General features: G+C 57.0%; 20 protein-coding genes. 12 read left to right on the top strand and 8 right to left on the bottom strand.

Going from position 1 to position 21,043, the window contains the following annotated elements:
- Positions 1 to 83 precede the first annotated feature (83 nt).
- Positions 84 to 977, bottom strand: coding sequence for an alpha/beta fold hydrolase (locus tag FDP08_RS07075; RefSeq protein ID WP_137435288.1), 894 nt, complete (start codon positions 975 to 977; stop codon positions 84 to 86).
- 224 nt (positions 978 to 1,201) lie between these two features.
- On the opposite strand from FDP08_RS07075, the gene FDP08_RS07080 reads away from it, so the two are divergent.
- From FDP08_RS07080 to FDP08_RS07095, 4 genes are all read left to right on the top strand, one after another.
- Positions 1,202 to 1,909 (top strand): DUF3581 family protein, encoded by a 708-nt coding sequence (locus tag FDP08_RS07080; RefSeq protein WP_137435289.1) that lies wholly within the window; start codon positions 1,202 to 1,204, stop codon positions 1,907 to 1,909.
- A 13-nt stretch (positions 1,910 to 1,922) separates the two neighbouring features.
- Positions 1,923 to 2,381 (top strand): DUF4112 domain-containing protein, encoded by a 459-nt coding sequence (locus FDP08_RS07085; protein WP_228263250.1) that lies wholly within the window; start codon positions 1,923 to 1,925, stop codon positions 2,379 to 2,381.
- A gap of 85 nt (positions 2,382 to 2,466) precedes the next feature.
- Positions 2,467 to 2,685 (top strand): zinc ribbon domain-containing protein, encoded by a 219-nt coding sequence (locus FDP08_RS07090; protein ID WP_137435291.1) that lies wholly within the window; start codon positions 2,467 to 2,469, stop codon positions 2,683 to 2,685.
- Positions 2,686 to 2,804: 119 nt separating this feature from the next.
- Complete coding sequence (locus FDP08_RS07095; protein ID WP_137435292.1) at positions 2,805 to 4,583, top strand: amidohydrolase family protein; 1,779 nt, start codon at positions 2,805 to 2,807, stop codon at positions 4,581 to 4,583.
- On the opposite strand, the gene FDP08_RS07100 is transcribed toward FDP08_RS07095, so the two are convergent.
- The gene (locus FDP08_RS07100) at positions 4,580 to 5,809 is read right to left on the bottom strand and encodes a nucleoside recognition domain-containing protein (RefSeq protein ID WP_137435293.1); all 1,230 of its coding nucleotides are present in this window, start codon (positions 5,807 to 5,809) and stop codon (positions 4,580 to 4,582) included. The two genes, FDP08_RS07095 and FDP08_RS07100, sit on opposite strands and share 4 nt — an antisense overlap.
- A gap of 368 nt (positions 5,810 to 6,177) precedes the next feature.
- On the opposite strand from FDP08_RS07100, the gene FDP08_RS07105 reads away from it, so the two are divergent.
- The 3 genes from FDP08_RS07105 to FDP08_RS07115 all read left to right on the top strand — a co-directional run bounded on the left by FDP08_RS07105 (position 6,178) and on the right by FDP08_RS07115 (position 9,596).
- Positions 6,178 to 7,020: a formate/nitrite transporter family protein gene (locus tag FDP08_RS07105; protein WP_137435294.1), complete on the top strand. Its 843-nt coding sequence runs from the start codon at positions 6,178 to 6,180 to the stop codon at positions 7,018 to 7,020.
- Between the two features lie 20 nt (positions 7,021 to 7,040).
- On the top strand, positions 7,041 to 8,759 hold the full coding sequence (locus FDP08_RS07110; protein WP_137435295.1) for a bifunctional protein-serine/threonine kinase/phosphatase: 1,719 nt from the start codon (positions 7,041 to 7,043) through the stop codon (positions 8,757 to 8,759).
- Positions 8,760 to 8,858: 99 nt separating this feature from the next.
- The gene (locus FDP08_RS07115; RefSeq protein ID WP_137435296.1) at positions 8,859 to 9,596 is read left to right on the top strand and encodes a maleate cis-trans isomerase family protein; all 738 of its coding nucleotides are present in this window, start codon (positions 8,859 to 8,861) and stop codon (positions 9,594 to 9,596) included.
- 32 nt (positions 9,597 to 9,628) lie between these two features.
- Here FDP08_RS07115 and FDP08_RS07120 read toward each other — a convergent pair whose 3' ends face one another.
- Positions 9,629 to 10,516: a DMT family transporter gene (locus tag FDP08_RS07120; protein WP_137435297.1), complete on the bottom strand. Its 888-nt coding sequence runs from the start codon at positions 10,514 to 10,516 to the stop codon at positions 9,629 to 9,631.
- Positions 10,517 to 10,555: 39 nt separating this feature from the next.
- On the bottom strand, positions 10,556 to 11,035 hold the full coding sequence (locus tag FDP08_RS07125) for a sll1863 family stress response protein (protein ID WP_137435298.1): 480 nt from the start codon (positions 11,033 to 11,035) through the stop codon (positions 10,556 to 10,558).
- 222 nt (positions 11,036 to 11,257) lie between these two features.
- Between FDP08_RS07125 and FDP08_RS07130 the strand changes: the two genes are divergently transcribed.
- Positions 11,258 to 11,434: a DUF1328 domain-containing protein gene (locus FDP08_RS07130; RefSeq protein ID WP_137435299.1), complete on the top strand. Its 177-nt coding sequence runs from the start codon at positions 11,258 to 11,260 to the stop codon at positions 11,432 to 11,434.
- 28 nt (positions 11,435 to 11,462) lie between these two features.
- Here FDP08_RS07130 and FDP08_RS07135 read toward each other — a convergent pair whose 3' ends face one another.
- Positions 11,463 to 11,951, bottom strand: coding sequence for a shikimate kinase (locus FDP08_RS07135; protein WP_137437249.1), 489 nt, complete (start codon positions 11,949 to 11,951; stop codon positions 11,463 to 11,465).
- Between the two features lie 214 nt (positions 11,952 to 12,165).
- Between FDP08_RS07135 and FDP08_RS07140 the strand changes: the two genes are divergently transcribed.
- Positions 12,166 to 12,867 (top strand): lytic transglycosylase domain-containing protein, encoded by a 702-nt coding sequence (locus tag FDP08_RS07140; protein WP_137435300.1) that lies wholly within the window; start codon positions 12,166 to 12,168, stop codon positions 12,865 to 12,867.
- 7 nt (positions 12,868 to 12,874) lie between these two features.
- On the opposite strand, the gene FDP08_RS07145 is transcribed toward FDP08_RS07140, so the two are convergent.
- Positions 12,875 to 13,504, bottom strand: a complete 630-nt coding sequence (locus tag FDP08_RS07145) for a LysE family translocator (protein ID WP_137435301.1) — start codon at positions 13,502 to 13,504, stop codon at positions 12,875 to 12,877.
- Between the two features lie 33 nt (positions 13,505 to 13,537).
- Positions 13,538 to 14,239 (bottom strand): monofunctional biosynthetic peptidoglycan transglycosylase, encoded by a 702-nt coding sequence (mtgA, locus tag FDP08_RS07150; RefSeq protein WP_228263251.1) that lies wholly within the window; start codon positions 14,237 to 14,239, stop codon positions 13,538 to 13,540.
- 73 nt (positions 14,240 to 14,312) lie between these two features.
- Here mtgA and FDP08_RS07155 point away from each other — a divergent pair, with 73 nt between their 5' ends.
- From FDP08_RS07155 to FDP08_RS07165, 3 genes are all read left to right on the top strand, one after another.
- Complete coding sequence (locus FDP08_RS07155) at positions 14,313 to 15,008, top strand: pseudouridine synthase (RefSeq protein WP_137435303.1); 696 nt, start codon at positions 14,313 to 14,315, stop codon at positions 15,006 to 15,008.
- A gap of 119 nt (positions 15,009 to 15,127) precedes the next feature.
- A complete protein-coding gene (locus FDP08_RS07160; RefSeq protein ID WP_137435304.1) occupies positions 15,128 to 16,480 on the top strand; it encodes a dicarboxylate/amino acid:cation symporter in 1,353 nt (450 codons plus the stop codon).
- Between the two features lie 62 nt (positions 16,481 to 16,542).
- On the top strand, positions 16,543 to 17,187 hold the full coding sequence (locus tag FDP08_RS07165) for a DsbA family oxidoreductase (protein ID WP_137435305.1): 645 nt from the start codon (positions 16,543 to 16,545) through the stop codon (positions 17,185 to 17,187).
- Positions 17,188 to 17,251: 64 nt separating this feature from the next.
- Here FDP08_RS07165 and putA read toward each other — a convergent pair whose 3' ends face one another.
- A complete protein-coding gene (gene putA / locus FDP08_RS07170; protein ID WP_137435306.1) occupies positions 17,252 to 20,881 on the bottom strand; it encodes a bifunctional proline dehydrogenase/L-glutamate gamma-semialdehyde dehydrogenase PutA in 3,630 nt (1,209 codons plus the stop codon).
- Positions 20,882 to 21,043 lie beyond the last annotated feature (162 nt).

The following is a 21,043-nucleotide window of genomic DNA, read 5'->3' on the forward strand; positions in this document are numbered from 1 at the left end:
TTGGTCGCTTATGCCAATACGCCCATCATTGCGGTTCTGACGCAAAATTTCAGTGACAAAACGTATCTTTGTTGTGCGTAATTTTAAGGCCCAACAGGCAGGAACCACCGCTGCAGTTCCCTCAGGACATCATCAGGCGCTTCCTCGGGAAGAAAATGCCCACAGTCCAGCAGCCTGCCTTCCAGCTTATCGGCATAGCTTTGCCACACGGCCATGACGTCGTAGGTGCGGTGAACAAACCCCCTGCTACCCCACAGCACCAGCAATGGGCACTCAATCCTGCGTTTGCGATCACGGTCATGCCTGTCATGCTCCAGATCGATCGTAGCGGCGGCCCGGTAATCCTCACAGGAGGCATGAATCACCCGCGGGTCACGGAAACAGCGCACGTACTCGGCAACTGCGCCCGGGTCAAAACCGGCATCAGGCCCGCTCCAGCGATTGAGCTTCTCCTTCAGGAAGTAATCGGGATCAGCGCCGATCATGTGCTCGGGCAATCCATCAGGCTGAATCAGGAAGAACCAGTGGTAGTACCCCGTTGCAAAGCCCTGGTCTGTGTGGTTGAACATATGCAGGGTGGGCGCAATATCCATCACACAAACACGGGAAACCTGGTCCGGATGGTCAAGCGCCATGCGATGGGCCACTCGCGCACCCCGGTCATGGCCTGCAACTGCAAACCGTTTATAGCCCAGGCCCGCCATCACCTCTACCATGTCCCGGGCCATTTCCCGTTTTGAATAGGCCTCATGACGGGTATCGGATGGCGGTTTCGAGCTGTCCCCATAGCCGCGCAGGTCCGGACAGATCACGTGAAAATCCCGGGCCAGCTCCGGCGCTAGCCGGTGCCACATCACATGAGTCTGAGGATACCCGTGTAACAGGAGCAACGGCGGCCCCTTGCCGCCCTGGGCAAGGTGAATATCGGCGCCTGACGTTCTGATGCGGTCGGTTCTGAACTCATCCCCAAAATCCATCAAACACCTCCTCCATTTGCCCTTAGTCTATTGAAATCGACATTGAAATAGATAGTGTAGCCAATCAACCGCAGGGATCGAACGGAACAGGCCCGGCCCCCGGAAAAGTAACCGCAGCTATTTTGGCGTTTATCTTAGACATTGGTTTCGTTGCGTCTTGCTGCAGGCGGCTTTTAAGGCCACTATCGTAACCATCCATATTTGCGAAAACGAAAAGGCACCGCATGTTTCTCGAACGTTACCATTCAATCCAGGACGGACACGTGCTGATCAGCGCGACCCAGGCCAGCCGATTTGCCAAGGAAGTGGCAGGAGATTTCAACCCGATACACAACCCCGACGCCCGCCGCTTCTGTGTACCCGGGGACCTGCTGTTCGCTCTGCTGGTGTCACACTTCGGCCTGTGCCGGCACATGACGTTCCACTTTCGCAGCCTGCTCGGCGAGAATGTCCCACTGGACTTTCGCGAAGACAGCGACGGCGTGATTCGGGTCTATGACCAAAAGGGCAAGGTGTATATCGAGGTCGAGCGCAGCGGCGAATGCACCCACGATGAAACCGTCATCGAGAATTTTATCCGCTGTTATGTTGCGGCTTCGGGCAAGAACTTTCCCCATACCCTCAAACCGTTAATGGAAAGCGAAGGCGTGATGTTCAACCCTGACAGGCCCATGATCATGTACCAGAGTATGAGCCTGACTATGAACACCCTTGATGCACCATCTCCTGATCTGGAGTTGCACAATGCCGACCTGAAGCCGGAAGGAAAGCGGGGCAACGTCTCGCTGGATTACCGCTTGATCTCGGACAGCAAAACCGCGGGCGAGGTTTCCAAGAAGCTGGTTGTCAGTGGCCTGCGGGAGTACGACTCAGACGCGATGGATGCAGTTGTCGAAGAGTTCTACCGACTCAAGAACAGATCCTGGGATTAACAGGAGCCCTGTCGTGGCAACCACACCGGTAAGTCGGGAAGACAAGCTGGCGGCACTGGCCCGTCTCGACAGGTTCAGCCGAATGGCCGATAACGCCATTGCCATACCGTTCACCCGTTTCCGGATCGGCGTCGAGCCCCTTATCGGTCTCGTTCCTGTGCTGGGTGACTTCGCCGGCCTGATCATGTCGGGTTACGTGCTTGTCGAAGCGCAGCGGGCCGGTGCCAGCAGTCGTGTTAAACGGCAAATGGTCCGAAATATGGCGATCGACTTTGTAGGCGGCCTTGTTCCCGTCGTCGGCGATGCCTTCGACTTTGCCTGGAAGGCCAATGCCCGCAATGCAAAACTGCTTCGTGAATACCTGGAAATCGAACTGAAAACACAGCCCGAACCTGCGTTTCCCTGGAAACAGTTTGTGGTCACCATCGGCATTCTCTCTGCACTGACGGCCCTGTTGGTAATTGCCTTCTGAATCGCGATCACTACGGATTTGTGCCTGGCAGCCCCAAGGCTTAACCTTGACTCATGCACATTGAATGACCGAAGGGACAACCACTATGGCGAAGAATAGCTGCTCCAACTGTGGGATGGACATCCCCCGGGGAAGTAAAAAATGCCCGGAGTGCGGCAAACTTCAGACTTCAAGGCTCAGGATGATTCTTGGCGCGGCCACTGTGCTGATTGCGGCGCTGATTATTGTCATCGGGGCTGTTTTCATCATCGTGAAGGACGAACCCGCCAACCCCGCCGGGAGCACTACCGAAATCACACCCTGACCTCACGCCATTTTCGGAAGTATCGACTATTATTGCCGCAGAGCTGATTCCGTTCTGGCGGCACCGGGCAATAGTGACGACCGACTTCGGAAACCAGAACAACAACAGGTGAGACACTCATGAGCGATGGACCAACCGACACTGGCTGGGACTACCTGATCCAGGGTGCCAAGGTCTTTGATGGCAGCGAACGCTGGGCCATGCCCGGGCTGTTCGATATCCACACTCACTACGACCTTGAACTGGAAGTCGCCCCCGGCTTGCCCGAGTCCGTGCGTCACGGAACCACCACGGTGGTGATCGCCAACTGCAGCCTGGGGCTGGCCTTCGGCTCGCAGCGCAAAAACGGGGCAGACCCGATTGTGGATTGTTACGCCCGCGTGGAGAACATTCCCAAAGAGGTGCTACGGGCAACCGCCGATCGGGTCGACTGGCAGAACCCGAAAGAATACATCCAGCACCTCAACAAACTCAGCCTGGGGCCCAACCTGGTCGCCCTGGTGCCCCACTCCATGCTGCGCATCGAAGTGATGGGGTTTGAGGCCAGCATCTCCCGTGACCCCACCGAAGACGAGCTCCAGGCCATGGAGTCGTTGCTTGAACAGGCACTGGACGACGGCTACGCCGGTTTCTCCACCGACGCCCTGCCCTTCCACTACCTGGCCAACCAGCCCAACACCCGCAAAACCATTCCCACCCAGTTTGCCAGATACCCGGAAATCAAACGGTTGACCGATGTGGTCCGGCGCAAGGGTGGTGTATGGCAGGCCACACCACCGAAAGACAGCACCATTGGCACCATCAAGACGTTCCTGCTCAGCTGCGGCCGCCTCCACGGTAAGCCGTTGAAAACCACCGTCGTGGCGGCGCTGGATGTGCATAGTAACCGCAAGATCGTGCGGCTGGCACGTTTGCTGGCCCGGGTGCTCAATTCCCGCCTGCTCAAAGGCGACTTCCACCTTCAGGCGCTGGCGGCGCCTTTCAAGGTATGGTCTGACGGTGCGGTAACGCCGCTCTCTGAAGAGATAGAAGAGCTGCGCATCCTCAATGAAACCGAACTGGAAGACCGCGAAGGCAGACAGAAAATCCTTGATGATCCGGCCTACATCAAGCAGTTCAAAGCCATGTGGATGAGCGGCAAGACCGGCCTTGGGCTCAGGCGCCTGAAACGTCTGATTCGCCTCGAGGATTACGCGTTCAACCGTACCCTGGAAGACATGACCATCGACGTCTGCCCCCTGAAGGACTGGGAGGGTAAAACCTTCGCCGACGTCTACGCGCGCGTGAAAGCAGCCAATGCAGGAAAGCCCCGGGACAGCAGCGACGCGGAAAAGGCCCTGCTGAAGGACTGTTTCAGCCAGGTGAAGGATGAAGGCGACTTCGTACTGGCAATGCTGCGGGCCTTTGACCGCGACCTGAGCTGGTACACCATTTCCGCCAATCGGGACGAGCGCACGGTGCGCAACCTGCTGATGGACCCCCAGCTACTGCCGGGCTTCAACGACAGCGGCGCTCACCTCACCAACATGGCCTTTTACGACGGCAACCTGAGAGCACTGAAACTGGCGTCAGACGGCGGCGATATGGATGTAGCCTACATGGTGCGACGCCTCACCCGCGATCCCGCGCGGGTGTTCGGCGTCAAAGGTGGAAGCATTGAGGTGGGTGATCAGGCGGACCTGATACTGGTGGACCCCTCTGCCCTGCGCCGTATGGACCACAACAATACCGTGAAACGTCAGTATCGTGAGGAGTTCCGGCACGAACAGCTGGTCAACCGGACTGATGGCGTGGTGCCCCTGGTGATGATTGCCGGCCATCCGGCCTGGCACGGCGCGGACTTTGACAGCTCACTGGGCCAGAAAAAGATGGGCACCGTGCTGGATACTACCTTTTAACCAAAGAACCAGTAGCACACCAGAATAGCCGTCAGCATACCGGCAAAGTCCGCCAGCAGAGCACAACCAAGGCCATGGCGGATTTTTCGGATGCCCACGGCGCCGAAATACACCGCCAGCACATAGAAGGTGGTTTCGGTACTGCCCTGCATGGTGGCCGCCATTAAGGCGGGAAAACTGTCCACCCCGAAGGTATCCATGGTCTCAAGCATCATCGCCCGGGCACCACTGCCGGACAGGGGCTTCATAAAGGCGGTAGGCAGCGCCTCAATGAAGCCCGTATCCCATCCCAGCCCCTCAATGACCCATCGAATACCCCCAAGGCCAGCATCCAGAACACCACTGGCCCGCAGAACGCCAATCGCCACCAGCATTGCTACCAGGAACGGCAAGAGTGAAATGGTGAAACTGAAGCCCTCCTTCGCCCCCTCGATAAAGGTATCGTAGACATTCACCTTCCGCAGGGCGCCGATCAACAGGAAGCTGATCACGATGCCGAACAGCGTTAGATTGCCCACCAGCGTTGACGTAGCTGCCAGGGCCTGTGCCGACATGCCCGCCAGTGTCGCCAACAGCAGACCCAGTGCTGCTGCACCTGCAAGGAGGTACGCCAGCACCACCGGGTGCCAGAGTTTCAGCCGCTGCATCAAGGACACACTCAGCAATCCCACCAGGCTGGACGCCGTCGTAGCCAGCAGAATAGGCAGGAACACCGATGTGGGCTCCGCGGCCCCTTGCTGCGCGCGGTACATGAAAATGGTCACCGGCAGCAGGGTCAGGGACGAGGTATTGAGAACCAGGAACAGGATCTGGGCGTTGCTGGCAGTGTCCTTGCTCGGATTAAGCTCCTGCAGCGAATGCATGGCCTTGATGCCAATGGGCGTAGCCGCGTTATCCAGGCCCAGGATATTGGCAGCAAAGTTCATGGTTATGTGCCCCTGCGCCGGGTGGCCACTGGGCACTTCCGGCATCAGCCTGCGGAACAGCGGGTCCAGGATTCTTGCCATAAGCTGAATCAACCCGGCTTTTTCGGCAATGGCCAGAAAACCCAGCCACAGAGTCATGGTGCCCACCAGCACCAGTATGATCTCGACACTGAGCTCTGCCATGTCGAACATGGCCGCAACCAGGCGGCTGAACACCTCACTGTCACCCATGCCCAGCCATTGCCAGAGTGCCGCCGCAAAGGCCACCAGGAAAAACCCCAGCCAGATTCCATTAAGCATTGTGTGATTCGCTTCCCTGAGTTGTGAATGACGAGTTCGTTTTCGGGGCACGAGCCTTCCGCGCGCACCAAATTAACCCATGCTCGCCATGATCGGCCTGCACCGACACCGGAGTTCGCCCGGCACTTTATTAACAGTAAAGGCCTTAGTTTACTGAACTTAATAGATTTTTCATGGATCAGCGAAATCAGGCACGGGTATTGCGTAGTACCAGATGACATTAACCCGCGATTGCCGGGCCTTCACCGGCCCGGAACATTGAACACTACCCGGACAACGGCGTCCCCACAAACCTGACTTTCAGGCTTTGGTGTGTGCGCCGTTTTTTTGTGCCCTGAAAATTCCATCGTCAAATGAGGTAATAAAGGATGTCCTATCTAGTTCCATCAGAATTCGTCACCAAAATGGTGGACGCCGGTGAATCCAAGGTTCACATGTCCACCCGCGACACGCTGATCCGCGCCTTCATGGCCGGCGCCATTCTGGCCCTGGCGGCTGTATTTGCTATTACCGTGGCGGTGGAAACCGGCAGTTTCCTGCTGGGTGCCGTGCTCTTCCCGGTGGGGTTCTGCATGCTCTACCTCATGGGCTTTGACCTGCTCACCGGTGTGTTCATGCTCACCCCACTTGCCCTGCTGGACAAGCGACCCGGAGTTTCCACCAATACCATCCTGAGAAACTGGGGCCTGGTTTTTGTCGGCAACTTCGCTGGTGCACTGACCGTCGCCTTCATGATGGCCTTTATTTTCACCTACGGTTTCAATACCGAACCCGGTGCCGTTGCCGAGAAAATTGCAGGCGTCGGTGAAGCCCGGACCCTTGGCTATGCCGAATATGGCGCAGCCGGCTGGTTCACCATCTTCATCCGCGGCATGCTGTGCAACTGGATGGTTTCCATGGGCGTAGTGGGCGCAATGATTTCTACCAACGTTGGCGGCAAGGTACTGGCGATGTGGATGCCCATCATGCTGTTCTTCTTCATGGGCTTCGAGCACTCCGTTGTGAACATGTTCCTGTTTCCGTTCGGCATTATTGTTGGTGGTGGCTTCTCGGTAATGGACTACCTGGTCTGGAACGAAATTCCCACGGTTCTGGGCAACCTCGTTGGTGGCCTCGCCTTTACCGGTCTGACTCTCTACACCACCCACATCCGCACCGGCGCCAAGCGCAACTTTTCCAAAAGCGCCAGTGCTGACCGCGTGCCTGCGTAAATGGGCTGTTTTATTTCAACATGAGCAGGCATCTGAAGGTTTCCGCCGGCCAGCATTCGGACAAAGGCCACAAGCCATCCAACCAGGATTTCCACGGCTGCATTATGCCGGCCGAACCACGCCTGGGGATGAAAGGCGTCGCCTTTGCCATGGCCGACGGGATCAGTAGCAGCGACGTCAGCCAGATTGCCAGTGAAACGGCGGTGAAAAGCTTTCTGGATGACTACTTCTGCACTTCAGAGGCCTGGTCTGTGCGCCAATCTGCGGAGCGGGTACTGACTGCCACCAACTCCTGGCTCCATGCCCAGAGCCGCAACAGTCCTTACCGGTATGAAAAGGACAAAGGGTATGTCTGCACACTCAGTGCACTGGTGTTCAAGGCTTCCATGGCTTACCTGTTCCATGTCGGTGACACCCGGATCTACCGCCTGCGGGACAGGGCCCTGGAACAGCTCACCAATGATCACCGGTTATGGATTTCCCAGCAGGAGAACTACCTGAGCCGCGCCCTCGGGATGGATTCGCTACTGGAGATTGATTACCAGTCGCTCCCGCTGAGAGAGGGCGACCTATTTATTCTGGCAACCGACGGCGTCTACGAACATGCCAGTGCACAACAAATGATCGGCACCATCAGTCAACACCCCACAGATCTGGACCAGGCCGCCAGAGCCATGGTCAAGGCTGCTTTCGACAATGGCAGCGACGATAATCTGAGCGTGCAGATTATTCGGGTGGATCAACTGCCGGAGCAAACATCCGCGGAGATTCAGCGGCAGGTGGAAGACCTGCCTTTTCCGCCCATCCTGGAACCACGGCACAGTTTCGACGGCTACACCATACTCCGGGAAGTGCACGCCACCAGCCGCAGCCATGTGTACCTGGCACTGGATACCGATACCGACACCCGGGTGATCCTGAAAACGCCGTCCATAGACCTGAGGGGTGACCCCGGCTACCTGGAGCGGTTCCTCATGGAAGAGTGGATTGCGAGACGGGTGAACAGTGCCCATGTTCTCAAGGCGGGCCTGCAGGATCGTCCCCGCAACCACCTGTACACCGTGACCGAATACATCGAAGGCCAGACCCTGAAGCAGTGGTTGATTGACCACCCCAAACCGGATCTGGAGACGGTGCGCGGCCTGGTGGTTCAGATTGCCCGCGGCCTCTACGCGCTGCATCGCATGGAAATCCTGCACCAGGATATCCGCCCCGACAACATCATGATTGACACCAACGGCACCGTAAAAATCATCGACTTCGGCTCCGCCCGGGTGGCCGGCATTGTGGAGGCCACTACCCTGGAGCCAAACGACATTCCGGGTACCGCGCTGTACATGGCGCCGGAATACTTTATGGGCGAAACCGGCACCAACTGCTCAGACCTGTATTCACTGGGTGTACTTACCTATCACATGCTGTCCGGCAGATTCCCCTACGGCACCCAGGTGGCCAAGTCCCGCACTGCATCGGCCATGCGCCGGCTCACCTATGCCTCGGTACTGGACGATGACCGCGAAATCCCCGCCTGGATCGATGAAACCATCAAAAAAGCCGTACACCCGAACCCGGACAAGCGTTACCAGGAACTGTCCGAATTTACCTTCGACCTGCGCCACCCCAACCAGAACTTCCTCAACAAAACCCGCCCTCCGTTGCTCGAGCGCAACCCTGTGGCTTTCTGGCAGAGTATATCGGCCATGCTGCTCTGCGCCCTTATATACCTTATGGCTACATAAAACCAACACGGTGAATACTGTTTTAGCGCCCCAAGCAGGACGGACGCAACCGGGTTACACTTGTACAACGCTGAAACGGTCCAGAATGGTTGAGGCAAAATGAACACAACAACCGCCCGTATGGCCTTCCTCTACCCCGGCCATGCCGCTGAAGATGACTATCCACGGCTGGCAACGATGATTTCGCCGGCGCCTGAAGTGACCGTCATTCATACAGAATTCAATGAAGATGCCCACACTGTGGAGGCACTCACGGAGATGGGAAGCCCACAACGTCTAAGCGAAGGCGCACGGCATCTTGAGAACAAAAACCCGGAGGCCGTTCTGTGGACCTCCACCAGCGCCAGCTTCGTTCGGGGCCTGGACGGCATCCGTGAACAGATCGAAACACTGGAAAACCTGCTCCACATCCCCGCCTCCACCACGGCAATGGCGTTTGCACGGGCTGTCACCACAATCAATGCGAAGCGTGTCGCCATCGCAGCGACCTACCCCAGGGACGTTGCCCTGCTGTTCAAGGCGTTTCTGGAGCATTTCGATATCGAAGTGGTGCACATGACCAGCCACGGCATTATCACCGCCGCAGAGGTAGGCACGCTGCAGCGAGAGGCCGTATTACGGTTTGCGACGGACAACAATCACCCTGACGCCGATGCTTTGCTGGTGCCGGATACCGCGTTGCACTCGGCTGCCTGGCTGGAGGACCTCGAAGCGGCTGCCGGCAAGCCGGTGCTAACGGCCAATCAGGTCAGTGTATGGGAGGGGTTGAGGTTATGCGGCAAGCTCACACCCCAGCCGGGCCTTGGCACGCTGTTCAGGATAAACCCGTGGGATTAGTGTCCCGTCTGGCGAATTCGCCAGACGGGACACTAGGACGGCTTTCGCTGTGTGACCACCAGAGCAACCCCGGTGATGGATATGGCACCGCCGATCATTGCGAGCACACCCAGCCGTTCATCGAACAGCCAGAACGCTTCCAGGGCAGTTACCGGCGGCACCAGATAGAAGAGACTTGCCACCTGTGATGCCGCGCCACGGCGAATCAGCCACATCAGCAGCAGGATTGCGCCGATCGAGACCCCGAAAACCAGCCAGACCATCGACCATATCAGCGGCGGGGCCCACTCCACTGCACGGGTTTCAAAGACAAAAGCGCCCACGGCAAAAAACGTTGCCGCGGCGCTGTATTGAATGAAGGTTCCGGCAACGAGATCCGCCTGGGTGCCATTACGCTTCTGGTAAACAGTACCCAGGGAAATGCCGCCCAGGGAAAGCGCTGCCCAGATCAGCGTCCACAGGGGAAAGTCCGAAGTGGATGTGCCACCACCAAACTTCTCTGCCAGTACCAGGCTAACCCCTACAAGGCCAAGCGCCAGCCCCAGCCACTGCCGGGACGAGACACTCTCCTTCAGCACCAGGATAGCTACCGCAGAGGTCACCAGTGGCTGCAAACCAACAATAAGCGAGATAATTCCCGAGGGCATGCCGCCCTGAATGGCGTAATACACGCCGCCCAGATAGCAGCCGTGCACCAGCAAACCGGTTACCGCCAGATGACCGGCGCCACGCCATCCGGGCCAGCGGGTTTTCAGGAGCCATGCGAGTACGCTGAGTAACGCCAGCGTGAACAGCATGCGTATCAGCAGAAGCGTAAAAGGCTCGGCAAAGGGCAAACCGTATTTTGCACCTATGAAGCCCGTGCTCCACAACCAGACGAACAGAGCCGGCACAAAAAACGAGTAGAAAATCTTGGGCATACGCTTAACCGCGAATCGTCAGACGTGTGTGGGAGCGGATCAGATGCTGTCTTTTTGTTTGTCCGACTCATCAGTCAGATTGCGCTCGGTATCATTCCACTGCCTGGACAGTGCCTCATAAGCGTCAGAAAAGCCCTTCTTGGCACGTTCCCAGGCAGAGGCTGAACTGGCCTGAAGTTCGTCATACCAGTTCTGAACGCGCTCCCGCTGCTCCCGAAGTGACTCCAGGCTCTTCTTCGACCGCTCCCGCGCATTGTCACTCATGTCGTCCCAGTTCTGATCCAGTTCCTGTTGCAGCGTTTCAATTCGTTTGTCCAGAGCCTCAAGCGTACTTTCGATGGACGCTTCGGCCTCGGCCCTCTGGTCCGCGCCGAACTCTTTCAGGGCCTGACCGAGTTCCCGGGTTTCTTTCTTCAGCGACTCAACCGACGGGGCGTCTGATGATTCCGCATAGAGATTGCCTGACATACCCAATGCCAGAACAAGTGTCAGCGATACACCAAAGCGTTTGAAGCACATTAGAATTCTCCCGGGTTTATTGGGTAGACAATAGCAATGTTTGGCGACGGATCGTACCTTAGTAAACATTAATCAACTCACAACAATCAGAAATACGCATAAAGAACATTACCTTATGCTTTACCATGTCCACTCCTGAGTCCTTTGCAGTGGCCCCCTGTTTGTGCCTTTCCGATGCGTGTGCCACGTTTAAATACGAAGCCATCTTATAGGAGAAAGGATATGCTCTATTGGGCTGTGGTATGTCTCATCGTCGCGATAATCGCCGGCGTACTGGGTTTTGGCGGTATCGCCGGAACAGCTGCAGGGTTTGCAAAAGTTCTGTTCTTCATTTTCCTCATCCTGCTTGTCATATCCCTGGTTGCCAACGCCATGAAGGGCCGGGGGCCAAAGATCTAGATATCCGCACACCCGGGGGCAGCAGGCTTCAACGTGCCTCCCGGGCTCGTGCCAGGGCTGCCAGCACGGCTTCACACACCTCTTCGTGGTTCCTGCCGACACAATCAATGGCGACATCAGCCAGACGGGAATACAGCTCATACCGTTCAGTGAACAGGTCTTCCAGCGACTGGTCGGGGCGACGGGAAATACCCCGTGCGCTGTAATCACCAATACGCTCAAGCACGACTTCCAGCGGAATATCCAGAAACACGACTACTGCATCGGCTTTCAGATGTTGCATCGCCGCTTCACTGTAGACCGCACTGCCACCGGTCGATATGACCTGTCGCCGCACCTCCAGCCTGAGCAACACCTGCTCTTCTATTTTTCTCAGTGCCTGGTAGCCATCACCATCGACAATGTCCTGCAGTGTACGGCCAGCTTCCTGCTGAATCAGCAGATCAGTGTCGATAAACCCCAGCCCCAGTCGCTTCGCCAGCAGCACTCCGACCGTGCTTTTACCGCTACCCGGCATACCGATGAGAACAACATTGCTCGCTGTTTTATTCGCAGGCACCTTACCTCCGGAATCCGCCAATAGTGAGAACTGGCTGGCTATACTGAAAAAGTAACACTTTTGCGATATACATTGCGGTTTCTTCAAGCAACTATAGCCGTATAATCAGGCGAACGGCTGAAACAAATGACAGACAGCCGCTTTTATTGATCGGGCAGTACAAGAGCAAATAATGACGATCGGCAGAACCTTCATCGCTTCATCGCTGGCACTTTTGCTACTGGCATTTTCCGCACCGGGACTGGCAGACAGTATCAAGCGCATTGTCCACCCTGATGGGAGGGTGGAGTATACCAACGTGAAGGGCAGCAGCCAGAAACGGGCCTCCACAAAGGATGAAGTGGTTTACCGTTACAGGGACGACAACGGTGTGGTTGCCTACAGTGGCATACAGCCCGCCAGCACGAATTTCGACGTCATCCGATTCCACTGCTACGCCTGCGACCCGGACTCCAACGTAAACTGGCGCACCACCCCGCTGTTCCTGAAACCCTACCGGGATGAGATCAAGACTGCTGCCAGCGAATTCAATGTTGACCCGGCATTGGTAAGGGCCGTCATCCACGCCGAGTCGGCGTTCAATGACAAAGCCCTGTCACCCAAGGGCGCCCAGGGGTTGATGCAGCTTATGCCAGCCACCGCAAAAGAACTGGGCGTTCGCAACGCCATGGTTGCCCCGGAAAACATCCGCGGCGGCGTAAACTACCTGGCCCGCATGCTCAAACGTTTCAACGGCGATACCAGGCTGGCAACGGCCGCCTACAATGCCGGTCCGGGCGCTGTCGGGCGCCACGGCGGCATACCGCCCTACGCCGAAACCCGAGCCTACGTGGAGCGGGTGGGCATCCTTCACGAACGGTATGCAAGCAACTGATCCGGCATCAACCAAAGGCCAGCCAAGCTCCAACCAGTATCATCAGAGTTCCCGCTACCCGGTTAACCATGCGAACGCCTCCGCCCTGTTTCAGGGCTTTGCGTAACGTTTTGCCCCCGTGGGCATAGAGCTGCAAGCAGAGGAACTCCAGGCCCAGAATAATCAGGATCATCGCCGTCAGCTGCGGCGCCATCGGCAATTTACTGTCGATAAAAGGTGGCAGCAGAGCTATGAAAAAAGCCCAGCCCTTTGGATTGGCAATTGCCGTCACAAACCCCTGAAGCACCAACTGCAGGCGTGAGCTTTCAACCGGCTCCGCGTCCTCCTCCGGCATCGCCATTTTGCCCCTGGAACGCCACATCTGGAAGCCAAGCCATGCGAGGTAGGCACCGCCGGCATACTTGAACACCGCAAATGCTGTCGGGTACTTCAGCATAAAGGTTGCCACACCCACTGCTGCAGCCGTCGCCACCAGAGCAACGCCGACCAGCTCACCCGCCATCATCCACAAGGCCCGTTTCACGCCAATGGTAATGCCGAGGGACAGCGCCAGGGTCATGCACATGCCCGGGGTAATGGACACCACGAAGAACGTTGGAACAAAGGCGGACAACAAGGCCAGGTTCAGGGACACCACACACAGACTCTCACGTTGAAGGTGACGAAACCGTTAATTATACAACCCCTGCAGATAACGCAAACCCGAAAGCTGCGCCATCTGTCCCCGAATCCACGCGACTCTTTCCCACACATAGGCAGAGGGACTCGCAGCGCTGAGTACTTTCGGGTTGGGAAGAACCGCTGCAAGCCGGGCCGACTGGGTTTGAGACAAAAGGCTTGCAGGCACACCGAAATAGAGGCGGCTGGCGGCCTCTACGCCGTAGACCCCGTGACCAAACTCGGCAATATTCAGGTACACCTCAAGAACTCTCCGCTTGGGCCAGAGCGCATCAATACCCAGTGCCAGCCCCGCCTCCAGTGCCTTGCGTATAAAACTGCGCCCGTTCCACAGGAACAGGTTTTTGGCTGTCTGCTGGGTGATGGTACTCGCGCCGCGCAAACCCTGGCCCGCCTGATACTCCGCCAATGCCTTACGGATAGCACCGAAATCCACACCGTGGTGGTGCGGAAAGCGCTGGTCCTCACTGGCGACCGCCGCCAGCGGCATCCAGGGAGATATTTCATCCAGGCTTACCCACTCGTGCCTCAGTTCATGATTGGAACCGGAAAGCTGATGCCCGAGCATGAAGGCGGATGTGGGCGGGTTCACGAACCGCAAGAGTACAATCGCTGCAACAAGCAACAACAAGACCCCGGCCAGAGTCCAGACAAATATACTCAGTGATGTTCGGATCAGGGAACGTCGCGCCACAGTGCTATCATCAACCGGTAATGGGTTCGTCATTAAAACGAAAAAAGTCCAACAGGACTATAACACTGCCACTATGAAGCTTTCCCGAATTCTCAGTAATCAAAACGGCGTAAGCCGCAAACAGGCCAACGCACTGATTGCCGCAGGAGCGGTAACAGTCAACGGTGTCGCCTGCCGGGAGCCGGCTCGGGAAGTCGACCGTTTTGCCACGGTTGCAAGCCGCGGCGGCGTTATTCAGGTGGGCGAACAGTCGCATTACCTGATGCTACACAAACCGGCCGGCTATCTCAGCGCTACCGAGGACAAGGTTCACAAAACCGTAATGGAGCTGATCGACGACAACCTGCACAGCGGCCTTCATATTGCCGGGCGACTTGACCGGGCCAGTACCGGTTTGCTGATCCTCACCAATGATGGCACCTGGTCACGCCAGTTGACCGAGCCGGCAATCAAATTACCGAAGGTCTACCGGGTGTCCACGGCCAGCGCGATCACCGGGGAGACGGCAGCGCGTTTTTCCGCAGGTATCTGGTTCGAGTTTGAACAGCTCAGAACATCACCGGCCCAGCTCGAATTACTCGGAGCGAGGGAGGCACGAATCACCATTTACGAGGGCCGCTACCATCAGGTGAAGCGCATGTTCCATGCCGTTGGAAACCGAATCACCGCCCTGCATCGGGAGAAAATGGGCGATATCGGGCTTGATGACAACCTGCCGCCCGGCGGCTACCGCCGGCTGACAGCCGAGGAAATCGAGTCTGTTCCATGAAGACCGTAACGAGGACTTCATGCTGGATTGATCCAGCTCAGGCCATAGCGACATTCCTTAGTGTCAAATTACGTTAAGCTTTTCAGAGCGATGACACAAAACACGGAACGCCCCCCACCATGACCGAAAACAGCAACAGCTCAAATTACTACCCCCGACCGTTGAGGCACCTGAGTAGCTACTTATCCGGGCTGGTCCAGGGACGCCTCTGGCTGAAAGTACTCGTGGGGATGTTTCTGGGCCTGGTGACGGGCACCTTACTGGGCCCTTCCGTCGGCCTTGTTGAGCCTGCGACTGGCACGCTGATCGGTAATTGGCTGGCGTTTCCGGGGCAGCTGTTCCTGGCCACCATCCAGATGATTGTGATTCCCCTGGTCATCGCCTCCGTTGTGCGTGGCCTCGCCGCCAGCGAAGACCTGGACCAGCTCCGCAAGATGGGACTGCGAGTGACCGGTTTTTTCATTATCACTACCGCCATAGCCGCATCCATAGGGCTCTGGGTTGGCAGCCTGATGAATCCCGGCAGCATGATGACTGGCCTGGCCAGCACTGTCTCAGCCGGGGAAGGCACAACCACTACAGCGACCATGCCCAGCGTGGACGAACTTCCCGGAACCCTGATCGGCCTGCTTCCAGGCAACCCGCTGGACGCCATGGTCGAGGGCCAGATGCTCCAGGTGGTGATTTTCTCCATCATTGTCGGTATTGCCCTGGTCAGTATGGCCCCGGAGAAATCCCGCCCCCTTCTGGATCTGCTGGACTCCCTGCAACAGGTCTGCATGACGGTGGTGCGCTGGGCCATGCGACTGGCGCCCTATGCAGTGTTCGGACTGATGGCACAGCTGACCACAACGATCGGCTTCCAGGCCATGATGGGCATGGCATCCTATGTGGTGACTGTGCTGGTGGGGCTGCTGCTTCTGCTGGGATTGTACATGCTGATCCTTAAGCTGCTGGCCGGCCAGCCTCCTGTTCAGTTCATCAAGGACAGCCGTGATGTCCTGCTGCTCGCGTTCTCCACCTCAAGCTCCGCAGCGGTGATGCCGCTGTCGATTCGCACCGCCGAAGACAAGCTCGGGGTGCGGCCCTCGGTTTCCCAGTTCGTTATTCCACTTGGCGCTACCATCAACATGAATGGCACGGCCCTGTACCAGGCTGTGGCGACGGTCTTCCTGGCGCAGGTGTACGGCATTGACCTCAGCATGGGTAGCATGGCACTGGTCGTGGCCATGGCCGTAGGTGCCTCCATCGGCTCACCGGCAACGCCGGGCGTCGGTATCGTCATTCTGGCAATGGTCCTGCAGACGGTCGGCATTCCGCCCAGTGGCATTGCGCTCATCATGGGTGTGGATCGGATTCTGGATATGTGTCGTACTGCCATCAACGTTACCGGCGACCTTGTCACCTGCCGGCTGATGGAAAACTGGTCCGGTAAGCGGCTACTTGACGAGCCAGTTCCCCGGAAAGCCTGAGGGCGACGCGCAGGAAGGCGTTCTGTTAACCTGACATTGACACAATTCAATCCGGAGCTGCCATGACAACCGTGCAAATCGACATCGTTTCCGACATCGCCTGCCCCTGGTGCGCCATTGGTTATGCCCGCCTGGAGAAAGCCATGGCGGCCCTTAAAGACGACATGGAATTCAACATCGAATGGCATGCCTTTGAATTGAATCCGGACCCTTCCGGAGATGGCGAGCCTATCCTGCCGGCCCTAAGCCGTAAATACGGGCGCAGCGAAGACGAGATGAAAGCGAGTCAGGCGCAGATGATGGATATTGCCAGCGACCTGGGGCTGAACTTCGAGAAGCTTCAGGAACGCCATACCCGCAATACTTTTGATGCCCACAGGTTGGTGAAATGGGCAGGAGAACAGGGAAAGCAGACAGCAATGAAGATGGCCTTCTTCGAGGCCTATTTTGGCCGCGCGGAGAATATTTCAAACCCGGAGGTGCTGGTTTACTGCGTGGAAGCCATAGGGCTGGACGGTGACAAAGCTCGCGAGGTACTGGCATCAGACCTGTACGCGGACGCCGTGCGGCAGGATGAGGCTCAATACCAGCAGGCGGGTGTGTCGGCCGTGCCTGCCTACATTATCAACCAGAAATACCTGGTTTCCGGCGCGCAGGAACCGGAAACGCTGGTAAAAGCCTTTCGGGAAATCGCCGGTTCTGCCTGAGCGGCCCCCGGCGGTATTTACCGGCACCCCCCCTTCCCTGGGGGTTGTCCGGCCAGGTCAACCGTTACTCGGAGGCTGCGATCAAGCTGGCGTTACCACCGGCTGCAGTGGTATCCACACACAGATGGCGCTCAATCACGTACCGCTGATCCAGCTTGTGCTCGGTAATCAGTGGTAACAGGGCGCCGTCCCGCTTCATCAGCGCTTGGCGATACGGCTTCAGCAATGACGGCTTTGCACAACTGACGACAGCCTCGAAACCATTAACCTTTTCAACGGCATCCGGCTCCAGGCGGCCTTCTACGCCGACTACCGGCAGGCCAGCCATGGCAGCGCGATCCAGGGTGTGTTTAATACCCAGCGCAATAACCACCGCTTTATTGCCCTGAGCCAAAGCCATGGTCATCTGTTCGATGGCAGTTTCCTTATCGGGGCCAAGACATAGCACCGTGCCACGGGCATGGTTGGTCAGTATGTTGGATTCACCCGTTGGCCCTGGCATTTCCTCGGCGTGGGCGTCCAATGGCTCGGGAACCGAGTCAAAGATCGACTTCATGGCTTCGATTCGCGCTTTTGGCTCCTGGGCATCCATCTTGTCGAGCTTGCCGATCAGGCTTTTCAGCTTCTTGGCATCCACTTTATCGCCACCCGACTCTGTCACACTCTGAACCGTCTCACCTTTCATAAACCGGCGCACATACTGAGGACCACCGGCTTTGGGGCCGGTACCCGACAGGCCTTCGCCGCCGAACGGCTGGGAGCCGACAATCGCACCGATCTGGTTGCGGTTAACGTAGGTGTTGCCGACCTTGATTCGACTGGCGATACGGTCAACCCGAGTGTCTACACGGCTGTGGATGCCAAAAGTCAGGCCGTAGCCCTTCGCATTGATGTCATCCACGACCTTATCGATATCTTTCGCATCAAAGGTAGCAACATGCAGTACCGGGCCGAAGATCTCTTCTTCCAGATCCTCAATGCCGTTCACCCTGAGCACCGCAGGAGACACAAAGTTACCCGTGTGCGGCACTGACAGTTTTTTCAGGAGTTGATCCTTGTTCTCGAATTTCTTGCAGTGATCGATGATTTTCTTCGCAGACGGATCATCAATGACCGGGCCTACGTCCGTGGACAGCAGCCACGGATCACCAATGCCCAGCTCTTCCATGGCGCCGTAGAGCATGTTCAGCAGGCTATCGGCGATGTCGTTCTGGACATACAGCATCCTCAGCGCCGAGCAACGCTGACCGGCACTCTGGAAAGAAGATGCCAGAACATCCCGGACCACCTGTTCTGGCAGTGCGGTGGAATCCACGATCATGGCGTTCAGGCCACCGGTCTCTGCCACCATGACTGCGTCCGGTTCCATATTTTCTGTCATGGCCTTGTCGATGATCTTGGCGGTGTTGGTAGAGCCGGTGAAGCATACGCCGGCGACACGGGAATCCGAGGTCAGGCCTGCACCGACGGTCGTACCAGTGCCCGGTACCAACTGGATGGCATCTTTGGGAATGCCCGCCTCATGCATTAACTCAACTGCGCGAACGGCCAGCAATGATGTCTGCTCGGCCGGCTTGGCCAGCACCACATTGCCCGCCACAAGGTTAGCCAGAATCTGGCCGGTAAAGATCGCCAGCGGGAAGTTCCAGGGTGAAATACATACCACCGCACCACGAGCTTCACCGCTATCCTTGTAGCGAACGCCTTCGTTGGCGTAAAAGTGGGCAAAGTCTACTGCTTCGCGAATCTCAGCCACAGCATCCGACAAGGATTTACCCGCTTCTCGACAGGTCAGTGCAAACAGCTCGTAAGTGTTCTCTTCATAAAGATCCGCCACCTTGCGCAGGCAGTCAGCCCGCTCTTCTGCAGATTTGGAGGACCACGACTTGAACCCTTTATCTGCGGCAGTGATTGCTGTGTCAATATCGGCTTCGTTGGCCTGGGTAACATGGCCAACTACATCATCCGGGTTGGCCGGATTGCGCACTACCTGAACTTCAGTGCCAGATACCTTGCCTTTTATCAGCGGCCCGCCTTTCCACTGATGCTCTTTGTAGGCACCACGGCCCTTTTCGATGGCCTCGATGGTGACCGGGTCAGTGAGATCCCAGCCTTTGGAGTTGCGGCGGTGCTCGCCGAAGATCTTCAATGGATGGGTAATTGCCTTGCTCGAAATGTCTTTACCCATTTCCCTGACCGAATCGATCGGGTCTTTCGCGATCATCTCCGGCGTAATGTCTTCGTCCACAATCTGGTTGACAAAGGAGCTGTTGGCGCCGTTCTCCAGCAGACGACGCACCAGATACGCCAGCAGTTCCCTATGGGCGCCGACCGGTGCGTAGATCCGGCAGGGAACGCCGCTCTCTTTCATTACCTGGCTGTGCAGGGACTCACCCATGCCGTGCAGGCGCTGGAACTCGTAATTGGCTTCACCACGAACCCTGGCCAGCTCCAGAATAGCGGACACTGAATGCGCATTGTGGGTCGCAAACTGCGGGTAAATGCGGTCGGTCATGTTCAGCAGTTTGGTGGAACAGGACAGGAACGACACATCACTGCAGGCCTTGCGGGTGAATACCGGGAACCCGTCCAGGCCCATCACCTGGGCTCGCTTGATTTCCGCATCCCAATAGGCGCCTTTCACCAGCCGCACCATGATGCGACGGTCGTATTTTTCAGCCAGACCGTACAGCCAGTCGATCAGGAAAGGCGCCCGCTTGCCATAAGCCTGCACCACCACGCCGAAGCCATTCCAGCCTGCCAGTTCAGGATCGCTCAGCAGCTCTTCAATAACGTCCATTGAGAGGTCCAGCCGCTCCTGTTCTTCGGCGTCGATATTGAAACCCATATTGGCGGCAGCAGCTTTCTTGACCAGCCGCCTGGCCCGGGGCAGAAGCTCTTTCATCACCCGTTCTTTATTGCCGTACTCATACCTTGCAAGCAGCGCAGAGAACTTGACGGATATGCCGGGGTTCTTGCGAACGTCGCCCTGGCAATGTCTGGCAATACTGTCGATAGCGTTGGAATAGGAATTGTAATAACCCTGGGCATCGTGATCCGTGCGGGCGGCCTCCCCCAACATGTCATAGGAATAGGTGTAACCCTTTTTCATGTAGTCTTCGCCGGCTTTCTGGGCTTCCTTGATGTCGCGCCCAAGCACAAATTGCCGCCCCATTTCTTTCATGGCAAGACCGGCTACCGTGCGAATCACCGGTTCACCCATGCGCTTCAGAAGCCTGCGGAGGGTTTCAACCACGCTCTGGCGCTCGGACTCCGTCAGCAGCTTGCTGGTCATCAGCAAGGCCACGGTTGCAGTATTGATCAGCGACGAAGAGGCTTTGCCAACGTGGTCACCCCAGCTGCCTGATGTGATCTTGTCTTCGATCAGCTCGTTGATCGTCACGTTATCCGGTACCCGCAACATGGCCTCGGCCAGGCACATTAGTGCCACGCCTTCCTGGGTGGTCAGCCCGTACTCCGCCAGGAACTTTTCCATAATGGTGGACTTTGAATTCTTTCGGACATTGCGCACCAGTTCGGCTGCGCGGGCGGAAATCGCCTTACGCTCTGCTTCGGTCAACTGAGCGCCAGCAATCATTTCACTGATAACTGTGTATTCATCGGCCAGATAATAATCGCGGATGGCCTGACGGCTATCGACGAGCTCAGGCGTCTCTGATTGCTGCGGTCTCATGGTTGAACCCTCTCAGTTGTTTGTCTTTCCCGCATTCTACCGGGAACGATAAAGACTATTTGACTGTAAAAACCAGTCAGGCGCGGTTTTCAGGCTTTTTTTGATGTACTAAAATTAATAATTTTCCTGTCTAACGATTAATTTTTAGACGAATTTACTCGG

This window comes from Marinobacter panjinensis (genome assembly GCF_005298175.1).
Classification (GTDB): Bacteria; Pseudomonadota; Gammaproteobacteria; order Pseudomonadales; family Oleiphilaceae; genus Marinobacter; species Marinobacter panjinensis.